A 22017-nucleotide genomic window follows, 5' to 3' on the forward strand; every position below is an offset into this window, starting at 1 on the left:
TTGCAGTAAATTCGTTGTACATCGAAAAGCCTTTTGCAAACGCTAACCGGTCGTTTCTTCTCCGAAGCTTTCAAAGTGAAACCGAATGGCCGATTTTACGTCTGCAAGCGCCGCTTCATATGTGGCTCCCTCTCCGACAGCAACTCCTTTGAGCCCTGTGGAGTAAGCGACATAGGCGTTCGGATGTTCTTCAATTATTATTTTTATCCGACGCATGCTGATAAGGATCTTTTCCATTCGCGATCTTTTCATATAGTGTTTCCGGGGCGATGTCGGCGCCATTCGGCCAAACGATTGTTCCTCCTTCAATCGTCGCTTGTTTGAAAAAGCCGATATCTTTCAGCGGCTCGAAAATAGGACCCTTGCCGATATATTCCGAGAAGTCGATATCTCCGCTTTTACCGTCATCGAAAACAATATGATAGATAAACTTCTCTTTATATTTGATTTGCTTCACATCATTCATATTCCACATTACTGACCTCAATCCAAAGGGGCGATTTTCTTTATTTCCTTGCCCGCTTTTGCCAATGCCCAATCTTCTTCAAGTTCATTCACGTGAAGATCGATCCATTCTCTTATCAGTTTCGTTGCTGTTCTGGAATTCAAATCACCTTTCATAATATTGCCATGAAAATCAAAAACCGCTTTGTTCCCCTGGTACTCAGCATGAAAATGCGGTGGGTTATGTTCATTGTAAAACATTCTGATGATAATTCCAAAAAATCTGGCGATTTCAGGCATTGTTAGGGGCTCATCGTTGCGATCAAGTTATTCCGCTTTGGATAGAAATTTACCCTTCTTTGAGGAATTTTGCAATTATTACCAGGTGTGACTGGGGTATCGATCAGGATCAATGATAATAATGAAGAAAGAAAAGTCGCCACGAGTTTTACTGCGGCACCAGCCTCGGCGCGTCATTCGCGGTTATTGAGGATGAAGAAGGTCAGAAAGGCGGATGCAAAGGCGAGCAGTACAAGAAGCCTTGCCCAGTGAACCGCCCGCTTCTCCTCTTCTCCGGAGATCACCCCGAACCCTATTCTCCCGGTGTGATAAATAAATCCGTCCCTTTTCTCTTACCCGCCCCATTTATAAACTTTATTTTTAAGCCGCATCATCCGGGCCATCCGATTCAGGTGGTTGCCCGATGGCCTTCGTGAAGGTTGGAGGTTGGGGTATCGAAGCGCGCATTGCAACGGCCGGTGGTAGGTTTCCGCCTCCGCCGAGACGATAATGGTGCTTTGCCTTTTCTTCGAAGCGCGTTCTTTTCTTACGATTGCCGACACGGTCGTAGTGTTGGGCCAGCCGCGCGTAGCGGTCTGCAAGGTAGAGATGGAATTCCGGATTGAGGTCGCGCTGTCCTGCCGGATCGATCATCCAGCGAAGGAGGTGAACCCAGGCGACATCAAATCGCAGTTGCCAGATTGTTGTTTCCATCGCTCTACCGAAACGAGTACAGCAAGTGAATCGATCAATTCAGTGCGACTGATCGACTACATTCATCTTTACGACAATAAACCAAAATAAAGCCGCAGCCGCCATTCCGGAAAGCGCCAATACGGAGAGCCAATAAGTAAATGGAATGAAAGATTGGCTGTTAACGGCTCCTCGATAAAAGGACCATCCGAAAAAAAGGAGGGGCGGCACCATTCCAATGGCCGCTCCTCCGGCAAGAATTGTCTTGAGTTCAAGGCGGCGTGATTTTCGAAGGAACAAGAAAAAAGGGAGTCCAAGCAGCAGGCTGAAACCATAAGAGAGGGGGCCGGTTAACATGTATCCTTGTATAAACAAGGGCCCGGCTAACGCAAGAGGATAGCCAAGCCAGAATACGGTGAATAAAACAGAAATAAATGGAACGATGAGTGGAGCGATAATAAAGCCAGCAATTATATTGGGATTAGGAGAGGGCGAGAATTCGATATATTTTTCTGTTTTCCTTCGGGACATTTCGATCAATCGATCGATATCTTCCCTGGATGGGAATGCGTATAGAGGTAGCCATTGGTAAAGGGCCGGCGTTTGAAAAAACAAAAAGCCGCCTGACGTTTTGACTATCTTTACAAAAGCGCTCCATTGGAAATGGCTCTTATTACCTGTCGTGTCCTCAAAAGATAACCCTTCTTCGGAAATGGTCCATACGATATTCATTCCAATAAGATGTTTCTGATGTCGTCTGAGCTTTTTCGCTTGAAAAGTCGGACTTAATTGAATGGCCGACCAGGCGACGATGAATAGAAGCGAAAAGTTAAATAGCATGTTAGAGGTGGATTCGATCTCTATGAGAGCAACAACGAAGAAAAAGATGAAGCTGGCGATTAGTGAAAATAGAAATATTAACCCCTGATATCTCCGATAGCCGAATGTATATTGTTGCAGGACGGCCCGTCCGAGTTCTTCTTCTGTCCACTGGAAGGATAGCTGGATTCTGTTTTCCATGTCATTCGATCCGGTTCGCCGGCCTGGATTCATCCTCGATACGAAACCGACAGCGGTATTGCTTCCGTAGGGAAAGTATAGCATCTGGAGATGAAAAATGCGGAGTTGAGGTGATGAATGCTTATCGATTGGGAAGAGGATCTTGGACGGAAATATCCATGACGGCTGCAGGGGAAGGGATCACGCCGGAGATTCCGGCGCATCAGTCGCGGTTATTGAGAATGAAGAAGATCAAAAAGGCGGTTGCAAAAGCGATCAGCACGAGGAGCCTTGCCCAGTGAACCACCCGCTTCTGCTCTTCTCCGGAGATCACCCCGAACCCTTTTCCCCCGGTGTAGCGCAGAACGAGGACGAGGAGGCCGAAAAGAAAAAGGAGAGCGATGTCGAACGCGAAGGGCTTCACGGATCTGGATCTTTCCAAGCCGAATTACTGTTTCGGCTCAACGGCGGGATCTTGCGAATCCCCGCGATCCCAAAGTAAGATCCTTTGAGATCTTTAAGCTATTTAGATCAAGGTCCTAACAAGTGGTTATCTACACAATCGAGTAAAAACAATATCGATGTTATTCGAAGACGATCTTGATAAGCTGGACGGCAGTTGGGTTAATAACAAAGTGTAATTCTCCAATTTCTCCATGGACGTCTTCTGCTTCAAGAGGACGTGTAATACTGTGATAAACCGAAGCTAACCCTACACCTTCAAGTCCATAAAAGTTCTCTCGAGTTAAAGGTTGTTGATTTATTTTTAGATTTTTTAGAGCAATTATATCCGCCAGCAGAGTACGATTAATTACAGAAGCAAAACGTCTCATTTGTTCTTGATCGATAATTCCATTAATATATGAGCCAAATATTTTTGCAAATATTGGTATTTTTTCTAACTCATCGATGCGATCCAAAATGACTATAAGGTGAGTTGCAGTGCGTTTTGCAAAATCGGGATCTCGTTCCATCTTCTCACGGAATTGCTGGCCCTTTTCAGAGTTAATATTTGGGCCATTAAAGACGAACTCCTCTAATTTTTTCATAAAGATAAAATCCTTTATTGCTTTGCCACTCCGCATGACATTAACCATAGTACCAATAATCGGAATGTCCTTTATGGGGCCCTCCTTTAAGAAAGAGTCGATTGCAACTTCACCCAAGTTCGCGAGAATATCCACAGACTGGCTTTTGATCTCCTCGACGTCTATATTAGTCACTTCTTTATCTGGTTTATTTTTTCCCATGTTAGGTTACACCAGTGTTGTTTTTGTCTGTAGCGGAATGATCACTTTTTTGACGCGCTGCTGGGTGTCCCTGCCATATTGCATCATAAGCTGCGCCGAGTAAATCATTTCCTTGGAGTGAAGAGAGGTCAATCTTCTCAGAATTGAAGTCGTTTCCCTTCTCGCGAATTAAGTTGTTCAGGTTGTCGACCCACTTTTGAGAAGGAGGCCAAAAAACTAATCCTGGTGTAAGAATCCTTGGAATCATGATTCTTCCAACTGTTAGCTTATATTTTTCCGATCTAGATTCCATAAATGTCTTTAAACTATCCTCTGTTTTGAATATATGAAGAGGGAGTGGACCATTGGGAGTTTCAAATGACAATTTGATATTGATTTTCTCAATGTTCGATGTCGAAGAGTTATGTAGTTCGAGTTGTTTTGCAATGCCTGGAATCTCGACTACTACAGCATATACATGAAGAGTTAAAGCGATAGTAGGTCGATTAAGTCTTCTCCCATTTAAAGTTTGTGTAAATCCAACCGGGATATCGACCTGAATTTCATGTTCGCCTACATCTTTCGGGTATTTACCACTGCACCAGTTTTGCCAAAGCAGATCAACGAGAATAAAGCTTTGCCCTGACTCGTCTGTAAATTTCATGAAATCTTCAGCTGTCATAGTTGGCACTTCGTTAAAGATTGCCAGACGGGCGATAACTGGAAGCAAATAAACTACAGATTGAAGCGCATTATAAATGGCTTCCTTTAAACGATCTTTAGTTAAGCCATTCAGTGAAAGTACCCTTATGCCTGCGTGGTCGGCGCGTTTAATTGCGCCTTTTGTATATTTTGACGTGCTTACAAATATTCCATATTGCGATGGAAACGACAAATCAAATAGTTTGCCTATAAATGCATCAATATCTGTCTTTTCAATTCTCCGTCCATAATTCTTACACTCTATGGCAAGACGTACTGGATAGCCTGCGATTGTTCCAGAGATAAGTACATCGATCTCACGTTTATCTTTACCGTCTGATGTCGGTAACCATACATTACGCTCAACCGATATTCCCGGTTGCTCATGTAATAAACTAACGATTTCTTCTACGATTCGGCCTTTTTGATTTGAGACATTTTTATTTTTTTTCTTTTTCATTTCGTGAGGTCGCGGAGCCGAGCTAGGTTTTGAGTGGATCGCTTAAGGGGTTGCCGGGGTCGCATCTTTACTTTTGACTTTCAAAAATATTTCCAGCTCCCTTTGCTTTTACTCGTTGCCTTGCGAGTCACGTGATTGAGGGTATCCGGATAACAATCCTCGATGATTGCGCCACGCTACCTCGCTCAACTTAAAAAGCGAAATGTCAAAAGTAAAGATGTGATCCCGACCCACTTTCGAACGTGAATTGATTATTAAACTTTCATTTTTGGTTTTTGCGGGAGCGCTGGCAGCTCATACGGAACCTGAACAGCATCCACTCTAAAGAGAATTGGAACTAAATCTGGATGGTGTAGGATAGTCTTATCCCGCCCCCAATGGATCGAGTACAAACGCTCCTGTGAATTAGGCAGAGTGGTTACCTTCGCTTCTCCTATCCCAGTATAAATAAAAATCCAATCACCGGTGTTGATCAATGCGTCACCGAACCACAGTAGGTTATCTCGAATTGGAAATGCGGAATTCCCGGCGGCGCGAATGCCAAGCATCACACCATATTGCCCCAAGTTGACAGATTGATTGGCACGAATAACGATTCGCTCTTGGTTCGGTACGCCGCGATCATAAACCCCGACAATTGTCAGCTCGTAAAGGTCATTAACGATCACTTGTCGGGTCCTCCTTCCTTTGAGAACCAACCGAGCAAAACCAAGAGTGCTCCAAGTCCTCCGAGGATATAAGGGTATTTGTCTATATTATTCCGATATAATTCGATACCAAGGTAAATGATGAAAGTTCCTACGGTGATGCTCAAATTTCTAAGGTGTCTACCTTTAAAGGAAGTAGAAACGCGTTCCTCTAATACGGCAGCTTTGGTTTTATAGTCGGATAGCTCTTCTCTTGTCCGTTCTAATTCTTGGCGAGTACTCCGTAGCTCCTGCTTTGTTTCTTGAAGATCGTATGAGAGTTGGCTAAATGATCCGGCAATAAGATTAGCTGCGACTTCTCCTCCCATGCTTCGAGAACGGGTTGCAGCCAAACCCTCGACGGCGCGGGCTATCGGTAATCCATCCAGTGGGCTTTCTTGAGCGGCGGAGACTGCCGTTTCGATGCCTGGCTGTTGAGTTCCTGCAGAACCAGTCTCAGTCGGTTCTGGTATTTCGTTCATACTCTCCCCGTCAATTTTCCAGTATCAGAGTTGGATGGCTATACTGCTCAGGATATGGATGTTACCCTTCCTTGAGAAAATTTGCAATTGTTCTTAGAGTATCTAACGAATGCACACGATGGAGATAGTCAGATCTGGTATGGGAATGTTTTAGGATCGAAAAATTAAGGATGGAGTCTCTACCGCGCAGCCAAGCCCGTGAACACACTTGTCGCGGCGACGGAGAATTCAATAAACGGCTGGGGCCAGACGCCGAGGAGGATCACGCCGGCAATCCCGGCGTAGATTACCACTTTCAGCGGCATCGAGAGATGAATGGGGGTGGTCTCTTTTGGTTCGAGGGTGTAGATCTTCTTCACCACGATCAGATAGTAGTAGAAGGAGATGATGACGTTGATCAGGCCGACCGTCACCAAAAAGAACATCTTCTGATGGACGGCGGCGGCAAAGATGTAGACCTTTCCGATGAAGCCTGCCAATGGCGGTACCCCGGCGAGCGAGAGGAGAAAAACCAACATCGCAAAAGCCAAGAGCGGGGAGCGTCGGTTGAGTCCGGCGAGGTCGTCGATGTCGTCGGTGTTCGTCAGGTTCGAGAAGATGATCACCACCGCGAAGGCGCCGAGGTTGGCGAAGAGATAGGTCAGCATGTAGAAAAGCAGCGAGTCGCTTCCCATCTTCGTCCCGGCGGCCATCCCGATCAAAAGATTCCCGATCTGCGCGATCCCCGAGTAGGCCAACAGCCGCTTCATGTTCGTCTGGGCGATCGCCGTGATGTTGCCGTAGGTCATCGAGAGGACCGAGAGGGCGGCGATGAACCAGGTCCATTCGGCCCGCAGGTCGCCGAAGGTGGAGAACATCACACGGAGAATCAGGGCGAAGGCCGCCGCCTTCGGGGTGATCGAGAGATAGGTCGTCACCGGCGTCGGGGCCCCTTCGTACACGTCGGGAATCCAGTTGTGGAACGGCACCGCGCCGATCTTGAAGCCGAGCCCCACGAAGATAAAGAGCAGCCCGAGCATCATGCCGACCGAGTTCTTGTTCGGCATCGCGGCGATCTCGCGGAAATAGATCGTCCCGGTGGCGCCGTAAATCAAGCTGATGCCGTAGGCGATCAGCGCCGCGGCCAACACGCCGAGGATGAAGAACTTGATCGCCGCCTCGTTCGACTTGAAGTTATCGCGCAGATAGGCGACCAGAATGTAGAAGCCGAAGGTCGAAAACTCCAGGGTGATGAAGAGGGAGAGGAAGTCGTTCGCCGACGCCATGAACATCATCCCGAGCGCGGCGAAAAGAACCAGATAGTAGTACTCTCCCCTGAAGAGGGGCAGTTTCTCGACATAATTAATGGAAACGAGGACCACCAGAATCGTCGAGACGAGGATAAAAATCTTAAAGAAGATCGCCAGCGGATCGAGGACGAACATGGCGTTGAAAAGGGTGCCGCTCTTACCCTGAATCGCGAAGCCGACGAGCTGGAGCGTGATCAGAGCCATCCCGGCGATCGAGAGATAGCCGAGCTTGGCTTTGGAGACCTTCGGCCAGATGAAATCGATCGCGAGGACGACGCAGGAAAGGAGCGTCATCCAGAGCTCCGGCGCCATCAAGATGAGATTAAGGTCATCCCAATTCAACGGCTGCATTTACTTTCCTCCTAAAACAGGGTCCGCTGCCGGTTTCGTGTCATCATCTTTCGGCGGATCGATCTCGATCGAAAACGAAGCCGGCTCCGCGGCGGTGGCCGGGAGCGACGGCGCGGCCGGCGCCTCCATCCGGGCCAGGATCGGCATCACCCCCGATTGGATTACATTGATGAACGGCGCGGGGTACAACCCGAAGAAAATCGTCATCGACGCCAGCAAGACCAGCGGAAGACGGTCGACCAGGCTTCGCGCGTCGACCACATGCGCCATCCGCGGATCGGGCGCGCCGAAGAACATGTCGCGGATCATCCGGAAATAATAGGCCCAGGTGATTGTGATCGCCATCGCCGCTAAAACCGTCTGCACCGGATAGACCCGCCAGCTTCCCAAAAAGACCATCAGCTCCCCGATGAAGTTCATCGCCCCCGGCATCCCGAACGAGGCCGCGGAGCCGATCACAAAAGCAGTGGCGATAAAGGGCATCTTCGACGCCAACCCCCCTCCCATCGATGGGATATCGAGGGTGTGGGTCTGATAATAGATGTAACCGGCCAGCGCGAAGAGAAGCCCCATCGCCATCGCGTCGGCGAAGAGAAAGAAAACCGCCCCGGTCAGACTGATCTGGTTCAACGACGCCATCCCGAGGAAGATATACCCCATGTGGGCGACCGACGAGTAGCCGACGACGAACTTGGTGTCCTTCTGCAGAAACGCCACCAGCCCGCCGTAGAAAATGTTGATGACGCAGATGACGGCGATGATCGGCATCCACTGCTGCGTCGCCGTGGGGAAGAGATAGAAGCAGATCCGGATGATCGTGAAGTGCCCGAGCTTCTTCAAGACCCCGGCGTGCATCATGCTGGCAGCGGCCGGCGCGGCGGCGTAGCCGACCGGCGACCAGGAGTGGAACGGAAAGATCGCCGCGATCGGCGCGAAGCCCAAGAAGATCAGCCAGAAATAGAGGTTCTCCTTCGACTTCAGAAGATGTCCCTTCTCGGCGATCTCGATGATGTTGAAGGTCCGCAGCCCCGAATCGACGTAGACCAACAGGAGCCCCAGCAAGGCGACGACCGCGCCGAGGGAGAGGTAGAGGGTCAGCTTCATCGCGGCGTACTCTTTGCTCGACCGGTTGAAGTTGAAGAAGTGGGCGACCGAATCGCTGAGGGGGTCGCCCGCTTTTTTCATGTCGAGGTAGCCCTTGGTGTGCCGTCCCCAGATCACCAGGAAGAGGTACATCGGGATCACCGAGAGCTCGTAGAAGAAAAAGAGGAAGAAGAGATCGAGCGACATGTAGACCCCGATCGTCGCCGAGCCCAAGACAAGGAGGTTGATGTAAAACTCTTTCAGGCGGTCTTTGATGTGCCAGGAGACGAAGATCCCGGCGAACATCAACATCGCCGAGGCGAGGACCATCGGCGCCCCGATCCCGTCAACCCCCAAGAAAAAGGAGATCCCGAGCTCGGACGACCAGACGGTCTGCTCCTGGAACTGGAAGCCGCCGGCGGCATGGTCGTAAACAAACATCAGGTAGGCCGATCCGAGGAGCGAGAGGCCGGCGAAGGTCGCGGCGATCCCGTGGACAATCTCCCGCTGTTTGTTGGAGACGAAGAAGAGAAGGAACGCCCCGATAAACGGCGTAAAGAGGATGAAGGAGAGGAGATGATTAGTCATTCGGCGCCTCCATTCCGGCGAGAGAAACCTTGTCCGCAATCGGAGGGAGGTTCTCATTGGTGAAAGGGGGGAAGGAGGGGAGAAGCTCTTCGATGGAATCGAACTGGAACAGCCCGGCCGGGGTGACTTCGACCGCCGGTTCGGTGACCGCCGGGGTGCTGCCCGCGACCCGTTGGGCGACGAAGTCGATCGAGCCGTCCATCGCCTTCAAAAAGGGCATCGGATAGATGCCGACCCAAAAAATCATCACGGCGAGCGCCACGCAAATGCCGATCTCCCGCCGGTCGAGGTCGGGGATCTTCTCGTTCTTCGGGTTGGTGATCTGCCCCATCATGATCCGCTGATAGAGCCAAAGAAGATAGGCGGCGCCGAGAAGGACGCCGACGATCGCGGTAACGGTCAGCCGCCAGTCGAGCTGCGCCGCGCCGACCAGGATCAGCAACTCCCCGACGAAGCCGTTTGTTCCCGGGAAGGCCATCGACGAGAGGGAGATGATCATGTAGAACGCGGCGAAAATCGGAAGACGCCGCCCCAGCCCGCCGTATTCGGAGATCGCGCGGGTGTGGCGCCGCTCATAGAGGAATCCGACGACCAAAAAGAGGCCGGCGGTCGAGATCCCGTGGTTCAACATCTGGATCATCCCCCCCTGGATGCCGGTCCGGTTCAGCGCGAAGATCCCGAGGACGACAAAACCGAGGTGGCTGATCGAAGAATAGGCGATCAGCTTCTTGATGTCGTCCTGCGCCAGCGCCAGGAGGGCCCCGTAGACGATCCCGATCACGGAGAGGATCGTCATCATCGGAACGAAGTTGATCGAGGCTTCCGGCAGGAGCGGAAGGGAGAAGCGGACAAAGCCGTAGGTCCCCATCTTCAAGAGGACCCCCGCCAGGAGGACGCTCCCGGCGGTCGGCGCTTCGACGTGGGCATCCGGCAGCCAGGTGTGGAAGGGGAACATCGGGACTTTAAAAGCGAAGCCGAAGAAGAGGAGGAGAAAGACGATGTTCTGCTTCGTCTCCGACATCGGCGCCTTCAACAGATCCAATATGCTGAACGAGTAACTCTGCGAGAGGTTCTGCGCCAAGGCATAGTCGTGGTAATTCAAATAAAGGATCACGAAGCCGACCAGCATCAAGACGCTGCCGAGGAGGGTGTAGAGGACGAACTTTAATGACGCGTAGTCGCGGTTGGCCCCCCCCCAGATCTTGATCAGGAAATACATCGGGATCAGCATGATCTCCCAGAAGAGGAAGAAAAGCAGCAGATCGATCGCCATGAAGACCCCGACGACCGTCGTCTCCAATACCAGAAGGCAGATCAGGTACTGTTTGAGATTCAGCTCGACCCCTTTCCAGGAGAAGAGGACCAGAAGAACCATCAGGAAGGTGGTGAGGGTGACGAGGAAGAGGCTGAACCCGTCGACCCCGAGGTGATAGGCGGCCCCGAGCGGCCGGATCCAGTTCAGCTCCTCGACGAACTGCATGTTCGGCGTTCCCCGCTGGAAGAGCAGCGGAAGGAGGAGCGAGAGGGCGAAGACGACCGACGTGGTCGCCAGCGCCGTCACCCGCATCTGCCGCTCGTCCTTCAAAAACGCAATCGCCAGCGCCCCGAGCGCCGGGAGAAGAAGGAGCAACGTCAGCACCGGAAACCCGATCTGGTCGCTTGCGAAGATTTGATCCATCGTGCCTATCATTAATTTGATCCGTTCCCTGTAGGGGCGATCGGCCGATCGCCCTGTCTTAAATCCCGAAAAGGGGCGAATGCAATTCGCCTACAAATCATTGCAACATCACCATCATCAGGCCTTTAATCTGCTCTTTGAACATCCAATAGATGTTCACCAGGAAGAAGATCCCGACGATGATGACCATCGCGTAATTGTGGACCGAGCCGGTCTGCAGCCGGCGGAAGATCCGCGCCAGCACATGGTTGGAGTAGCCGACCATATTGATGAATCCGTAGACGACATAATTCTCGATCAGGTTCGAATACCAGCTCCCGCCGAAGATCCCGCGTCCGATGGCGTTCACCGCGCCGTCGATCACGCCGACGTCGAACCGCCGGCAGGCGGCGACGAAACGCTTCATCGGCTGGATGATGACGTTGTTGTACGCCTCGGTGACGAACGCCTCGTATTCGGCGATCGGATTGTTCGCGGCCCACAGGAGGCCCTCTCCCCCCTTCCGGTAAACAATGTCGGTGTCGAGCGAGATCGTCGGCTCCGGATGGAGCTTCTTCAAGAAAAGAAGAAAGACCAGGCCGGTCGCCGCGAGGAGCTGGAACGATTGGAAGAGATGCTCCAGGGTGTAGGGGTGGTATTCGACCGCGTTCGGCAGGAGCTGATAGAGCAGCGTCGGCCAGACCCCCAGCAGAATGCAGAAGAAGGCGGCGAGCCCCATCCCCCAGATCATGTTGACCGGAGGGTCTTTCGCCGGGATCTTTTTGTCCTCGCCGAGGAAGACGGCGTAGGGGAGCTTCAGCGTGGTCGAGATAAAGGTCCCGCAAGAGGCGAGCATCAACATCACGTAGATTGCGATCCGGTGCGCCTCGCCCGCCGCCGAGATCGTCATCGATTTGCTGATGAAGCCCGACATCAGCGGCACGCCGGAGATCGAAAAGCCGCCGATCATAAAGAGGACGAAAGTGATCGGCATCGTTTTATAGAGGCCGCCGAGCTCGGTCGCTTTTCGCTTCCCGGTCATGAAGATCACCGACCCCATCCCCATCATCAGGAGCGCTTTATAGAGGATGTGGGCGAAGGCGTGCGCCACCGCGCCGTTGATCGCCAGCTGCGTTCCGATCCCGATTCCCGCCACCATGAAGCCGACCTGGCTGACGATATGGTAGGCGAGGAGCCGGCGGATGTTGTTTTCGATCATCGCGTAGCCGACGCCGTAGAGGGCCATGAAGGCGCCGAGCCACATCAGCAGCTCCATCCCGGCGTACCCTCGCGCAAGCACATAAACCGCCGTCTTCGTCGTGAAGGCCGAGAGGAAGACGGTCCCGGTGACGGTCGCCTCCGGATAAGCGTCGGGGAGCCAGGCGTGGAGCGGGGGGGCGGCGGCGTTGACCAGGAATCCCAGAAGAATGAGCGATCCTCCCCATCCGCCGTGCGGGAGGGCGTCGAAGAGGAGGGTTTTGGTCTCGGTGGCATGGATGACGATCCCCGCCAAAAGCGCCACCCCGCCGAAGACATGGACCAGAAGATACCGGAAGCCGGGCGCCTCCCCTTCTTTTCCCCGGGCCCAGACGAGCATGACCGACGCGAAGGCCATGATCTCCCAGAAAAGAAAGAGGGTGAAGAGATCGCCGGAGAAGACGACCCCCAAGGCGCTTCCGGCGTAGGTGAGCGCCGCGATATGCTCCAGGTCGTTCTTCACATGGAGGGCGTAGACCATCCCGATCGTCGCCATCAATGTGAAGATGTAGCTGAAGACGAGGCTCATCTTGTCGACCCGCCCCATCACCAGCTCGTTCCCTAAAAAGTTGAAGACGCCGTAGCGGCCGGGATCGAGAAAGACGACGAGGAGAAAGGCCGCGGCGGGGAGGGCGACGAGATAACCTTCTTTCACCTTTCCTTTCAGGAAGGGGATCAGGGCGGCGCCGAGGATCAGGAGCAGTCCGGGGTGAACCCACTCAATCATGGTGCGCCTCTCCTTCGTGGGCCGGTTCGGCGGGGTTCTCGTAATAATCTTCCCGCACCATCAGTACGGAGTGGCCGATTCCTTTCGAGACGAGAATCAACACGACGGTGGCGAGCAATCCAAAAACCGCGGTGTAGCCGGGAAAGTTCTCCAGCGCGAAAACCGCGTGGTGTTTGTGGACCAGGAAAAACTCGACCGCCGCGAGGAGGACGAGGAGCACGGCCGTATAAAGGATCAGCTTCTCTTTCTTCATTGAATCACCAATTTTGCCAATGCCAGAAAATAGTCGGGGAAAAGACCGACCAGGACCGAGAGGATCGCCGTCACCATCAACGGGACGTAAACGAAAGGGGAGGCCTCGCCGAAATCTTCGTCATGACTGGTGCCCGCTCCATGTCCTAGGGTATGGTCGTCGTGGGCCGCCATCGCCCCGACGCTCTGGGGCGCCGGGTGAAGCGCAGGGCCGTGACCGTGCGCCTCCCCCTCCGGCGCATGAAAGAAGGCGGTGTAGATCACCGGGACAAAGTAGCCGGCGTTCAGGATCGTGCTCGCGATCAGAACGAAGAGGATCGGAATCTGGCCCGCCTCGATCGCCCCGAGGGCGAGATACCACTTCGTCACGAACCCTGCCACCGGCGGCACCCCGATCATGCTGAGCGCGCCGATCGAAAAGGCGGTCATCGTCCAGGGCATCTTCCGCCCGATCCCCCGCATCTGGCTGATGTTGGTTTTGTGCGAGGCGACATAGATTGAGCCGGCGCAGAAGAAGAGGGTGATCTTCGAGATCGCATGATTGGCGATGTGAATGACCCCGGCGGTCATCCCGCTCGGGGAGAGAAGCGCCGCCCCTAAAATCACATAGGAGAGCTGGCTCACCGTCGAGTAGGCGAGCCGGGCTTTCAGATTGTCCCGCGTCAATGCATAGATGGAGGCCATGATGATCGTGAACGAGACGAGATAGGCGGTCATGACGCCGAGATGAAGCTGGCCCATCAGCTCGGGGCCGAAGACGTGGAAGATCACCCGCAAGACCGAGAAGACGCCGACCTTCACGACCGCCACCGCATGGAGCAGGGCGGAGACCGGGGTCGGCGCGACCATCGCGGCCGGCAGCCAGGCGTGGACCGGCATGATCGCCGCTTTGGCAAAACCATAGATAAAGAAGAGGTAGATCAAAACCAGCATCCACGGCGCCCCTTTTCCGGCGAAGAGCCCCCCTTTGGAGAACTCAAGGGTTCCGGCGACGCTGTAGGTCAGGATGATCGCCGCCAGCAAAAAGGTCTTCGAGGCGCCGACGAGATAGATCAGATATTTCCGGGCCCCCAGGAACGACTCCGGCGTCTCTTTATGATTGACCAGCGGGAAGGTGGCGAGGCTGAGGAATTCGTAGAAGATAAAAAGGGTCAGGAGGTTCGCGGAGAAGGCGACGCCGAGGGCCGAGGCGACGCTGATCGCGAAGCAGGCGAAGTAGCGGGTCTGCTTCTTCTCATTCGTCCCTCGCATGTAGCCGATGGAATAGAAGGTGGTGACGATCCAGAGCCCCGAGGCGATCGTCGCGAAGACCATCCCGAACGGATCGACGCGGAATTTGATGTCGAGCCCCGGAACGAAAGTATAGAGGGTATATTCGAGAATCTGTCCCGAGAGGATCGTCGGCGCCATCGAGAGGACGATCAGAAACTTGATGATCCCGGCCCCGATCGACCATCCCTCCCGGACGTTCGGTTTTTTGTCCGAGGCGAGAATCAGGCCGACGGCCACCATTGAAACAAGGATGGCGAGAAGGGGGCGGATGTCGCTCATTGCTTCCAAGGAAACCTCTTTGCTTTCTTTACCATTTCAACAAACTGATTTCATCGACGTTGGTCGTCGCCTTTTTCCGGAAGAAGACGATGATGATCGCCAAGCCGACGGCGGCTTCCGCGGCGGCGATGGTGATGATGAAGAGCGAGATGATTTGTCCGTTGACCGATTCGAAATGGCGCGAGAAGGCGACCAGGTTGATGTTGGCGGCGTTCAGCATCAATTCGATGGCGTAGAGGATAATCAAAAAGTTCTTCCGGATCAAGACGCCGATCAGGCCGATGACGAACATGACGGTGGAGACGATCACATAATAGGAGAGGGGAATCATCAGGACGATCCTATCTTATCGAGCGCGCCGCGCCGGGCCTCTTCCGTAACCGAGTCGGGGGTCCCTTCCGGGTGGCCGTTTCCGGTCCGGGGAAGGGGGACCTCCAGCGCGTGCGCGCCGTTCCCCCCCATCTTTGCGTCGGGACGGGGCTGTTTTGCCAAGACGAGCGCCCCGATGATGCCGCCGAGGAGGATCACCCCGACCATTTCGAACGGGAGAAGATATTCATTGAAGAGGGAGAGGCCGATCGCCTCGGTGTTCCCGACGGCGGGGAGGGCGGCCGCCCCGGGGGCGCTCCCTTCCAGGGTCGGCGATTTGAAGAGGACGATCAAAATTTCCGCCAGGATCACCAGGCCGAAAAAGAGGGCGAGCCAGGTCTGACGGTGAAGGACCCCTTCGCTGCTTTTCAAGTCGAGGAGCATCAGAACGAATAGATAAAGAATAAGAACCGCGCCGGCATAGATGATGATTTGAATGGCGGCGAGAAATTCGGCATGGAGCAATACGAACAAGCCGGCGACGTGAAGAAAAGTAGAAAGGAGGGCGAGGGTGCAGTAGATCGGATTACGAAGGCCGATCGTCAAGACGGACGAGAAGAGGGCCATCCCTGAAAAATAAAGAAAAAATAAAAGCTGTGCCATGAACTCCTTGTGCCTTGAATCTCTTGATATCGGGGCGATTCTTTTGATCGCCCGGCTTTTTGATCGCAGTTTCAGGGCGAATACAAGATTCGCCCCTACTCCGCCTTCGGGGTCCCGGCGGCCGGTTCCTTTTTTGCCTCCGTTTTCACCGCCTCTCCGTTCACGTAGGCCGGAAATTTATACCGGTATTCGCGGGCGGTCTCGTCGGCTTTCTCCTGATTGTGCGCCACGAGGTACGCCTTCGCCTCGGAGTGGTACTTCTCTCCGATCTCATACAGCTTCGGTTTGTCGAAGATCAAGTTTCTTTTATTGTCGGTCGAATATTCATAAAGCTTCGTCATCCCGAGGGCGTTGACGGGGCAGGCCTCCACGCAGAAGCCGCAGAAAACGCACTTGGTGATATCGATGTCGAACGAGGTGGCGATCCGCCGAAGCACCTGACCGTCCTGGACCTCCGCGCTGACCACCTTGATGCAGTGGGAGGGGCAGGCCGCCTCGCAGAGATCGCACCCGACGCACCGCTCCGCGCCGTCTTCATACTTCAACAGACAAAGGGCGCCCCGGTGGGTATCGGGCAGGGCGAGCTTCTGATGGGGATATTGGAGCGTCACCTCTCGAACGAACATGTGGGTGAAGGTGAGTTTCAGCCCTTTCAGAATTTCTTTGAAAATAATTTTGTCGAGCAGCTCGGTGAATTTCACGGATTCTCCGCTTGCTGTAGGGGCGTGATTCATCACGCCCTGAATTTATTCGGACAGAGGAGGGCGCAATGAATTGCGCCCCTACGTTATTTCGTCTCTTCTGCCGCCGCCGGCATGACCGTCAATTGGATCTTCCAGACCTTCTCCAGGGCCACCTCTCCCTGTTTGAAATAGGGGACGTGGGTCGCCGGATCGATTGTGCCGGTCAGAAGGTCTTTTACGTTGGGCCGGTTGAAGTGGTTCGGGAAGTGGACCACCCCCTTCGGGAGCGATTCCAACACTTCCACCGGGACTTCGACCTGGCCGAGCGACGATTTGATCTTCACCGTGTCGGCTGTCTTCAGCCCCATTGCCTCGGCATCGGCCGCGCCGATGTATAGAACCGCCTTGTCTTCGATCTTCATCAAGCCGGGGTCGCGCGTCGAGAGCTTCCCGGAGTGGTAGAGGACCTGAATGAGATCGAGCGAGAAGGGGAAGGCGGCTTCTTTTTTCCGTTCGGTCGCGCGGTATCGTCCGGCGATCTCGGCGATAAAGGCACCGTCTGAATAACGCTCCGGACGGGGGGCCGGGCGCTCATCGCGGAAGTAGCCGGGAACGAGCTTTGCGATCTCCTGATTGATGTCCTCCGGTCCTTTGTATTGGAGCGGGTGGTTCATCCCCTTCGCGAGATCGCAGAAGATCTTCCAGTCGGGGCGCGCTTCGCCGCGCGGATCGAACGCTTGCGCGACGCGGCGGATCTTCCCCTCCACGTCGGTAAAGGTCCCTTCTTTCTCCGCGGCGACCGCGGCCGGGAGGACGAAGTCGGCCATCTCGCCGGTCTCGGTCATAAAAGGGTCTTGGCAGACGATAAAATCGACGTTCTCCAGCGCTTGGCGGACCCGCATCGCATTCGGCAGGGTGCCGAGCGGATTTTCTCCAACGAGATAGAGCGCTTTAATCTCGCCCCGTTCGGCCCGCTCCAAAATTTCGGGGAGGGTGGCGCCGATTCCTTCGGGGAGCTCCGTATTCCAGGCCGACCGAAACCGCGCCCGTTCGCTCTCCGACGCGTAGGGGCGTTGGCCGGGGAGAAATTCGGGAACCGCTCCCATGTCGACGGCCCCCTGCTCGTTGTTCTCTTCGCAGATCGGCAGAATCCCGGCCCCTTCTTTTTCCAGAAGGCCGGTCAGCAGGGCAAGATCGATCAGCCGGAGCACATTGTGATAGCCCTCTTTTTTGGAGACGATTCCTTCGCCCCAGATCAAGGTTCCCCGCTTCGATTTCGCCAGCAGCTCGGCTGCCTCGGCGATCTTCTCCCAGGGCAATCCGCTTTCCCGGGCCAGGTTTTCCTCGGAAAGTCCGGCGACGCCTTGACGAAGCGCTTCATAAGCGGCAGGGTATTTCTGCACAAAGGCGGGGAAGGCGAGCCCCTTGTCGATGACCGACTTGACCAGCCCCTGAATCAACGCCGTCTCGCCACCCACCACAACCTGCAGCGGATGGCTTGCCAGCGCCATCAGGTTGGTCTGGAAGTTGTGGGCGACCATCAGCTTCGCCTGAAATCTCGATTTGGCCTCTTTGAGGCGGAGCGCGGTGACCGGGTTGGTCTCGGTCATGTCGTTTCCGATCACCAGGATCACATCCGAGAGGGTCATCGCCTTGTCGGAGGTGGTCGCCTGGCCGATCCCGATCGTCTGTTGCAGGGCGGTGACCGAGTTCATATGACCGTAGCGGGCGGCGGTGTCGATGTTGTTGGTCCCCAGCACCGACCGCATCAGGCGCTGGAAGAGATAGACATCTTCATTGGTGCAGCGGCCGGTGATCAGGCCGGCGATCGCCTCTCCGCCGTGCTGCGTTTTGATTTCCATCAGCCGTTTGCCGATCATCGCCGTCGCCTTGAACCAGGGGACCTCGGACCACTGTCCGTCGGTTTTCATCAGCGGCCGTGAGAGGCGCGATTCACTCTGGGTGTACTGGAATCCGAACCGGCCCCGGACGCAGGTCCCGCCATGATCGTCCCCCAGCTCGACCTCTTTGCCGAACTTGCTCAGATACGACAGCTTGGAGGTGACCCGAACGACTTTTTGCGCCTCGCTCTCCAGGTGCAGCGTGCAGCCGTCGGAGCAGTAGCCGCAGGTGGTGACCGTTTTCTTCAGCTGCCACGGCTTGAAGGCGTACTTGGAGAAGCGGCTGACGATCGCGCCGACCGGGCAGACCGCCAAACAGTCGCCGCAGAATTCGCAGTAGAGGGGGACCCCGTCGTGCGCGCCGACGTGGGTCTTCCCATCCTTCTTGTAGAAGCAGAGGGCGTCGACCAGTTGGACCTCTTTGCAGACGTTGATGCACTGCCCGCAGAGGATGCAGCGGTTCATGTTGAAGTCGAGGACCAGGCTCCGGGTGTCTTCCGGGATCTCCTTCCGGGTCCCTTTCTTGATGTCATAGACGCCGAGGTCGTAGGCCATGTCCTGCAATTCGCACTTGCCGTCGGCGTCGCAGACGGGGCAGTCGAGCGGGTGGACGATCAGATGTTTTTCGATCGCCTTTTTCCGGGCATCGACGATCTTCTCGGTGCTGGTCTTCACGACCATCCCATTGGTGATCTTGGCGGTGCAGGAGCGGACGTTGTTGTTCTTCCCCTCGACTTCCACCAGACAGACGCCGCAGGAGCCGAACGAGGAGAAGGTGTAGTGATAACACATCGCCGGAATTTCCATCCCGAGGCCCCGCATCGTATCGAGCAGAAGGGAGCCTTCGGGGACGGAGATCTTTTTCCCGTCGATCGTCACGTCCAACATCTTTTTGGCCGGGGCCGCCTCCGGTTCCGGGGCGGTCGGGATTTCGATCTTCGCTTTGATTTCGTCGCTCATTAAAACCTCGTTATTCGTTAATCGTAAAAGAATTGACGTTTAACGATTCACGATTCCCGTTTAACGGTCATCTATCGCACTCTCCCATCACGATGTCGTAGGTTCCGAAGATGGTAATCACGTCGGCGATCATGTAGCCTTTCGCCATGTGGTCGAACGCGCCCATGTGGATGAAGGATGGGGCCCGGATCTTCATCCGATAGGGTTTGCTGTCCCCTTTGCTGTAGATGTAAAAGCCGAGCTCCCCTTTGTGGGCTTCGGTGCCGCAATAGATGTCTCCCGGCGGGGCGTTGAAGCCCTTGCTGTAGAGCTTGAACTGGTAGATCATGCTCTCCATGTCGGTGAAGACCCGCTCCTTCGGCGGGGCGACCACCTGCGGGACATACGCTTTGTAATCTCCCTGCGGAAGCTGATCGAGGCACTGCTTGATGATCTTGGTGCTCTCGTGCAGCTCCATCATCCGGACCCAGTACCGATCGTAGGTGTCGCCGTTTTTTCCGATCGGGACGGTCCATTTGACCTTGTCATAGGCCCCGTACGGGCTGATCTTCCGAAGATCGTAGTCGACGCCGGAGCCGCGCAGGGTCGATCCGGAGAGGCCGTAGCGGACCGCGTCTTCTCCCGAGATGACGGCGATGCCGCGCGTCCGGGCGAGCCAGATCCGATTGTTCACCAACAGGGTGTCATAGTCTACAATCTTCGATGGAAAATCGGCGATGAACCGGTAGAGGTCGTCGATGATCTTCGTCGTAAAATCGCGCTCGACCCCGCCGACCCGGTACCAGCTGGTCGTCAGCCGCGCGCCGCAGAGCTCGTCGAAAATGTCGAGCAGGATTTCCCGCTCGCGGAAGGTATAAAAGAAGACGGTCATCGCGCCGATATCGAGCGCCTGCGTCCCCAGCCAGAAGAGATGGCCGATGATCCGCTGCACCTCGGCGACGATGGTTCGAAGATATTCCGAACGCTCCGGAATGGTGATTCCCAACAGCTTCTCGACCGCCCGGACATAAGCGAAGTTGTTGTACATCGCGCAGACGTAGTCGAGCCGGTCGGTGTGGGGGATGAACTGGTTGTAGGTGATCGACTCGGCGATCTTCTCGACCCCGCGGTGCAAAAAGCCGAGGACCGGCTCCGACTTGATGATCTTCTCCCCTTCGAGGGTGAGGACGACCTTCAGCACCCCATGTGTCGACGGGTGCTGCGGCCCCAGATTGAGGAGGAGCTCCTCCGTCCTCAAAAGGGGAAGGCCTTTGTTTTCCGTAGTCGGTGCTTCTTTTAATTCCATGTACAACCTATAGGTCTTATAGGTCCTATAGGACCTATGATTCTAAAAATTCAAAAGTGTCTCTCCACCCCCGCCCTTCGATCGGAAAGTTCTTTCGAAGGGGATAGCCCTCGTCATATTCATCCGGCAGGAGGATCCGGCGGAGATCGGGATGGTTGTTGAACTTAATCCCCATCATGTCGTAAACCTCCCGCTCCATAAAATTGAGCCCTTCCCAGAGGGGGGTCAACGAGTCGACGGTGCAGTCTTCTTCCGAAACGCGCGTCTTCAGCCGGACCTGATGTTTTTTCCGAATGGAGAAAAACTCATAGACCACCTCGAACCGCTCCCGCTCCCCCATATGATCGACCGAAGAGACATGAACCGGATAGTCGAAATCGAGCGCCGGATCGTCCCGAAGCAGCCGGCCCACCTCGAACAACCCCTCTTTCTTCAGGTGGATCGAGAGATCGCCTCGGAAGAGGGCGGCGCCGATAAACGCGGCGGGAAACTGCGCCTGGACTTTCCGGGCCACCGGGTGCTCTCCGCCCTCTTCCATTCCGGAGGGAATTTTCATTTCGTGAAGACCTTCTTCTTCATAATCTGGTCCTGGAGACGCAAAACGCCCTCTAAGAGGGCTTCCGGGGTCGGCGGGCAGCCGGGGACGTAGATATCGACCGGAACGAAGCGATCGACCCCCTGCACCACGCTGTAGCTATTGTAAATATTTCCCGAGGTGGCGCAGGAGCCCATCGAAATCACATATTTCGGCTCCGGCATCTGATCGTAGACTTTCCGAATCACCGGGGCCATCCGCCGGCAGACCGTTCCGGCGACGATCATCAGATCCGACTGCCGGGGAGAGCCGCGAAAAACGCCCGCTCCGAAGCGGTCGATGTCGTACCGCGAGGCGACGGCGGCGATCATCTCGATCGCGCAGCAGGCGAGCCCGAAGGTCATCGGCCAGAGGGAGCCTTTTCGGGCCCAGTTGACCGCTTGATCGAGGGTCGTCGTGATGAAGTTCGCCTCGAATTTTCCGGTTAATCCCATTCCAGTCCTCCCTTTCTCCAGGCGTAGATATACCCAATCAGAAAAAGGGCGATGAAAATCACCATTTCGATGAGTCCGAACAGGCCGAGCTTGTTGAAGGCGACCGCCCAGGGGTAGAGGAAGGCGATTTCGATATCGAAGATCACAAAAAGCATGGCGATGATGTAGTAGCGAACGGGGAAGGGCATCCGGGCGTCGGAGATCGGCTCGCTGCCGCATTCGTAGGTGGTCAGCTTCTCTTTGTTGTAGACCCGCGGCTGGACAAAATAGCTGATGACCAGCGTTCCGACCCCAAAGACGATCGAAGCAAGGATAAAAAGAAAGATCGGAATATAATTGATGGGCGGGGCTTCAATCATCAAATAAACCAGCCTAAATCAATCGCCGTTATTAATGGGCCCTGGCGCGTTAGCGAGGCGCTATTCTTTCATAATTTATGTTTTTTGTCAAAGGATTAG

24 protein-coding genes are annotated in these 22017 nt (G+C 54.7%); all 24 read right to left on the reverse strand.

The window, feature by feature from the left end; genetic code table 11:
- Window positions 1-42: 42 nt before the first annotated feature.
- On the reverse strand, window positions 43-216 hold the full coding sequence (locus MNODULE_RS25420) for a type II toxin-antitoxin system HicB family antitoxin (protein ID WP_168058858.1): 174 nt from the start codon (window positions 214-216) through the stop codon (window positions 43-45).
- On the reverse strand, window positions 191-538 hold the full coding sequence (locus MNODULE_RS07765) for a DUF2442 domain-containing protein (protein WP_202882141.1): 348 nt from the start codon (window positions 536-538) through the stop codon (window positions 191-193). Before MNODULE_RS07765 ends, MNODULE_RS25420 begins: the two co-directional genes overlap by 26 nt.
- Complete coding sequence (locus MNODULE_RS07770; protein WP_168058859.1) at window positions 484-744, reverse strand: DUF4160 domain-containing protein; 261 nt, start codon at window positions 742-744, stop codon at window positions 484-486. The genes MNODULE_RS07765 and MNODULE_RS07770 overlap by 55 nt, the downstream gene beginning before the upstream one ends.
- 360 nt (window positions 745-1104) lie before the next feature.
- Window positions 1105-1437, reverse strand: coding sequence for a hypothetical protein (locus MNODULE_RS07775; protein WP_168058860.1), 333 nt, complete (start codon window positions 1435-1437; stop codon window positions 1105-1107).
- 39 nt (window positions 1438-1476) lie between these two features.
- Complete coding sequence (locus MNODULE_RS07780) at window positions 1477-2436, reverse strand: YcxB family protein (RefSeq protein WP_168058861.1); 960 nt, start codon at window positions 2434-2436, stop codon at window positions 1477-1479.
- Window positions 2437-2638: 202 nt separating this feature from the next.
- Window positions 2639-2839, reverse strand: coding sequence for a hypothetical protein (locus MNODULE_RS07785; RefSeq protein ID WP_168058862.1), 201 nt, complete (start codon window positions 2837-2839; stop codon window positions 2639-2641).
- Between the two features lie 160 nt (window positions 2840-2999).
- On the reverse strand, window positions 3000-3665 hold the full coding sequence (locus MNODULE_RS07790; RefSeq protein WP_168058863.1) for a hypothetical protein: 666 nt from the start codon (window positions 3663-3665) through the stop codon (window positions 3000-3002).
- 1 nt (window position 3666) lies between these two features.
- Complete coding sequence (locus MNODULE_RS07795) at window positions 3667-4806, reverse strand: restriction endonuclease (RefSeq protein WP_168058864.1); 1140 nt, start codon at window positions 4804-4806, stop codon at window positions 3667-3669.
- Window positions 4807-5060: 254 nt separating this feature from the next.
- Entirely contained in the window at window positions 5061-5474 is a 414-nt protein-coding gene (locus tag MNODULE_RS07800; RefSeq protein WP_168058865.1) for a hypothetical protein, read from the reverse strand.
- A complete protein-coding gene (locus MNODULE_RS07805) occupies window positions 5471-5974 on the reverse strand; it encodes a hypothetical protein (protein WP_168058866.1) in 504 nt (167 codons plus the stop codon). Before MNODULE_RS07805 ends, MNODULE_RS07800 begins: the two co-directional genes overlap by 4 nt.
- Before the next feature lie 179 nt (window positions 5975-6153).
- The gene (locus MNODULE_RS07810) at window positions 6154-7614 is read right to left on the reverse strand and encodes an NADH-quinone oxidoreductase subunit N (RefSeq protein WP_168058867.1); all 1461 of its coding nucleotides are present in this window, start codon (window positions 7612-7614) and stop codon (window positions 6154-6156) included.
- The gene (locus tag MNODULE_RS07815) at window positions 7615-9285 is read right to left on the reverse strand and encodes a complex I subunit 4 family protein (RefSeq protein WP_168058868.1); all 1671 of its coding nucleotides are present in this window, start codon (window positions 9283-9285) and stop codon (window positions 7615-7617) included.
- Complete coding sequence (locus MNODULE_RS07820; protein WP_168058869.1) at window positions 9278-10963, reverse strand: complex I subunit 4 family protein; 1686 nt, start codon at window positions 10961-10963, stop codon at window positions 9278-9280. The genes MNODULE_RS07815 and MNODULE_RS07820 overlap by 8 nt, the downstream gene beginning before the upstream one ends.
- A gap of 97 nt (window positions 10964-11060) precedes the next feature.
- Complete coding sequence (locus MNODULE_RS07825; RefSeq protein WP_168058870.1) at window positions 11061-12926, reverse strand: Na(+)/H(+) antiporter subunit D; 1866 nt, start codon at window positions 12924-12926, stop codon at window positions 11061-11063.
- A complete protein-coding gene (locus MNODULE_RS07830; RefSeq protein ID WP_168058871.1) occupies window positions 12919-13179 on the reverse strand; it encodes a transglutaminase-like cysteine peptidase in 261 nt (86 codons plus the stop codon). Before MNODULE_RS07830 ends, MNODULE_RS07825 begins: the two co-directional genes overlap by 8 nt.
- Complete coding sequence (locus MNODULE_RS07835; RefSeq protein ID WP_168058872.1) at window positions 13176-14738, reverse strand: monovalent cation/H+ antiporter subunit D family protein; 1563 nt, start codon at window positions 14736-14738, stop codon at window positions 13176-13178. Before MNODULE_RS07835 ends, MNODULE_RS07830 begins: the two co-directional genes overlap by 4 nt.
- Before the next feature lie 19 nt (window positions 14739-14757).
- Window positions 14758-15060, reverse strand: a complete 303-nt coding sequence (nuoK, locus tag MNODULE_RS07840; protein WP_168058873.1) for an NADH-quinone oxidoreductase subunit NuoK — start codon at window positions 15058-15060, stop codon at window positions 14758-14760.
- Window positions 15060-15701, reverse strand: a complete 642-nt coding sequence (locus MNODULE_RS07845; protein ID WP_168058874.1) for an NADH-quinone oxidoreductase subunit J family protein — start codon at window positions 15699-15701, stop codon at window positions 15060-15062. The genes nuoK and MNODULE_RS07845 overlap by 1 nt, the downstream gene beginning before the upstream one ends.
- A gap of 95 nt (window positions 15702-15796) precedes the next feature.
- Window positions 15797-16402 (reverse strand): NADH-quinone oxidoreductase subunit NuoI, encoded by a 606-nt coding sequence (gene nuoI / locus MNODULE_RS07850; protein WP_320412449.1) that lies wholly within the window; start codon window positions 16400-16402, stop codon window positions 15797-15799.
- 86 nt (window positions 16403-16488) lie between these two features.
- Window positions 16489-19245: a molybdopterin-dependent oxidoreductase gene (locus tag MNODULE_RS07855; RefSeq protein WP_168058876.1), complete on the reverse strand. Its 2757-nt coding sequence runs from the start codon at window positions 19243-19245 to the stop codon at window positions 16489-16491.
- 67 nt (window positions 19246-19312) lie between these two features.
- Window positions 19313-20530 (reverse strand): NADH dehydrogenase (quinone) subunit D, encoded by a 1218-nt coding sequence (gene nuoD, locus MNODULE_RS07860; RefSeq protein ID WP_168058877.1) that lies wholly within the window; start codon window positions 20528-20530, stop codon window positions 19313-19315.
- A 34-nt stretch (window positions 20531-20564) separates the two neighbouring features.
- Window positions 20565-21044, reverse strand: a complete 480-nt coding sequence (locus MNODULE_RS07865; RefSeq protein ID WP_320412450.1) for an NADH-quinone oxidoreductase subunit C — start codon at window positions 21042-21044, stop codon at window positions 20565-20567.
- Between the two features lie 38 nt (window positions 21045-21082).
- The gene (locus MNODULE_RS07870; protein ID WP_168058878.1) at window positions 21083-21559 is read right to left on the reverse strand and encodes an NADH-quinone oxidoreductase subunit B; all 477 of its coding nucleotides are present in this window, start codon (window positions 21557-21559) and stop codon (window positions 21083-21085) included.
- Window positions 21550-21918: an NADH-quinone oxidoreductase subunit A gene (locus MNODULE_RS07875; protein WP_168058879.1), complete on the reverse strand. Its 369-nt coding sequence runs from the start codon at window positions 21916-21918 to the stop codon at window positions 21550-21552. The genes MNODULE_RS07870 and MNODULE_RS07875 overlap by 10 nt, the downstream gene beginning before the upstream one ends.
- Window positions 21919-22017: the final 99 nt, after the last annotated feature.

It is taken from the genome of Candidatus Manganitrophus noduliformans (assembly GCF_012184425.1).
Classification (GTDB): Bacteria; Nitrospirota; Nitrospiria; order SBBL01; family Manganitrophaceae; genus Manganitrophus; species Manganitrophus noduliformans.

Coding starts and splice junctions, on each gene's coding strand:
- MNODULE_RS07790 (WP_168058863.1), bottom strand. CDS start 3,665: ATGGGAAAAAATAAACCAGATAAAGAAGTGACTAATATAGACGTCGAG.
- MNODULE_RS25420 (WP_168058858.1), bottom strand. CDS start 216: ATGCGTCGGATAAAAATAATAATTGAAGAACATCCGAACGCCTATGTC.
- MNODULE_RS07770 (WP_168058859.1), bottom strand. CDS start 744: ATGCCTGAAATCGCCAGATTTTTTGGAATTATCATCAGAATGTTTTAC.
- MNODULE_RS07815 (WP_168058868.1), bottom strand. CDS start 9,285: ATGACTAATCATCTCCTCTCCTTCATCCTCTTTACGCCGTTTATCGGG.
- MNODULE_RS07810 (WP_168058867.1), bottom strand. CDS start 7,614: ATGCAGCCGTTGAATTGGGATGACCTTAATCTCATCTTGATGGCGCCG.
- MNODULE_RS07820 (WP_168058869.1), bottom strand. CDS start 10,963: ATGGATCAAATCTTCGCAAGCGACCAGATCGGGTTTCCGGTGCTGACG.
- MNODULE_RS07780 (WP_168058861.1), bottom strand. CDS start 2,436: ATGGAAAACAGAATCCAGCTATCCTTCCAGTGGACAGAAGAAGAACTC.
- MNODULE_RS07875 (WP_168058879.1), bottom strand. CDS start 21,918: ATGATTGAAGCCCCGCCCATCAATTATATTCCGATCTTTCTTTTTATC.
- MNODULE_RS07870 (WP_168058878.1), bottom strand. CDS start 21,559: ATGGGATTAACCGGAAAATTCGAGGCGAACTTCATCACGACGACCCTC.
- MNODULE_RS07845 (WP_168058874.1), bottom strand. CDS start 15,701: ATGGCACAGCTTTTATTTTTTCTTTATTTTTCAGGGATGGCCCTCTTC.
- MNODULE_RS07855 (WP_168058876.1), bottom strand. CDS start 19,245: ATGAGCGACGAAATCAAAGCGAAGATCGAAATCCCGACCGCCCCGGAA.
- nuoK (WP_168058873.1), bottom strand. CDS start 15,060: ATGATTCCCCTCTCCTATTATGTGATCGTCTCCACCGTCATGTTCGTC.
- MNODULE_RS07775 (WP_168058860.1), bottom strand. CDS start 1,437: ATGGAAACAACAATCTGGCAACTGCGATTTGATGTCGCCTGGGTTCAC.
- nuoD (WP_168058877.1), bottom strand. CDS start 20,530: ATGGAATTAAAAGAAGCACCGACTACGGAAAACAAAGGCCTTCCCCTT.
- MNODULE_RS07795 (WP_168058864.1), bottom strand. CDS start 4,806: ATGAAAAAGAAAAAAAATAAAAATGTCTCAAATCAAAAAGGCCGAATC.
- MNODULE_RS07825 (WP_168058870.1), bottom strand. CDS start 12,926: ATGATTGAGTGGGTTCACCCCGGACTGCTCCTGATCCTCGGCGCCGCC.
- MNODULE_RS07830 (WP_168058871.1), bottom strand. CDS start 13,179: ATGAAGAAAGAGAAGCTGATCCTTTATACGGCCGTGCTCCTCGTCCTC.
- MNODULE_RS07805 (WP_168058866.1), bottom strand. CDS start 5,974: ATGAACGAAATACCAGAACCGACTGAGACTGGTTCTGCAGGAACTCAA.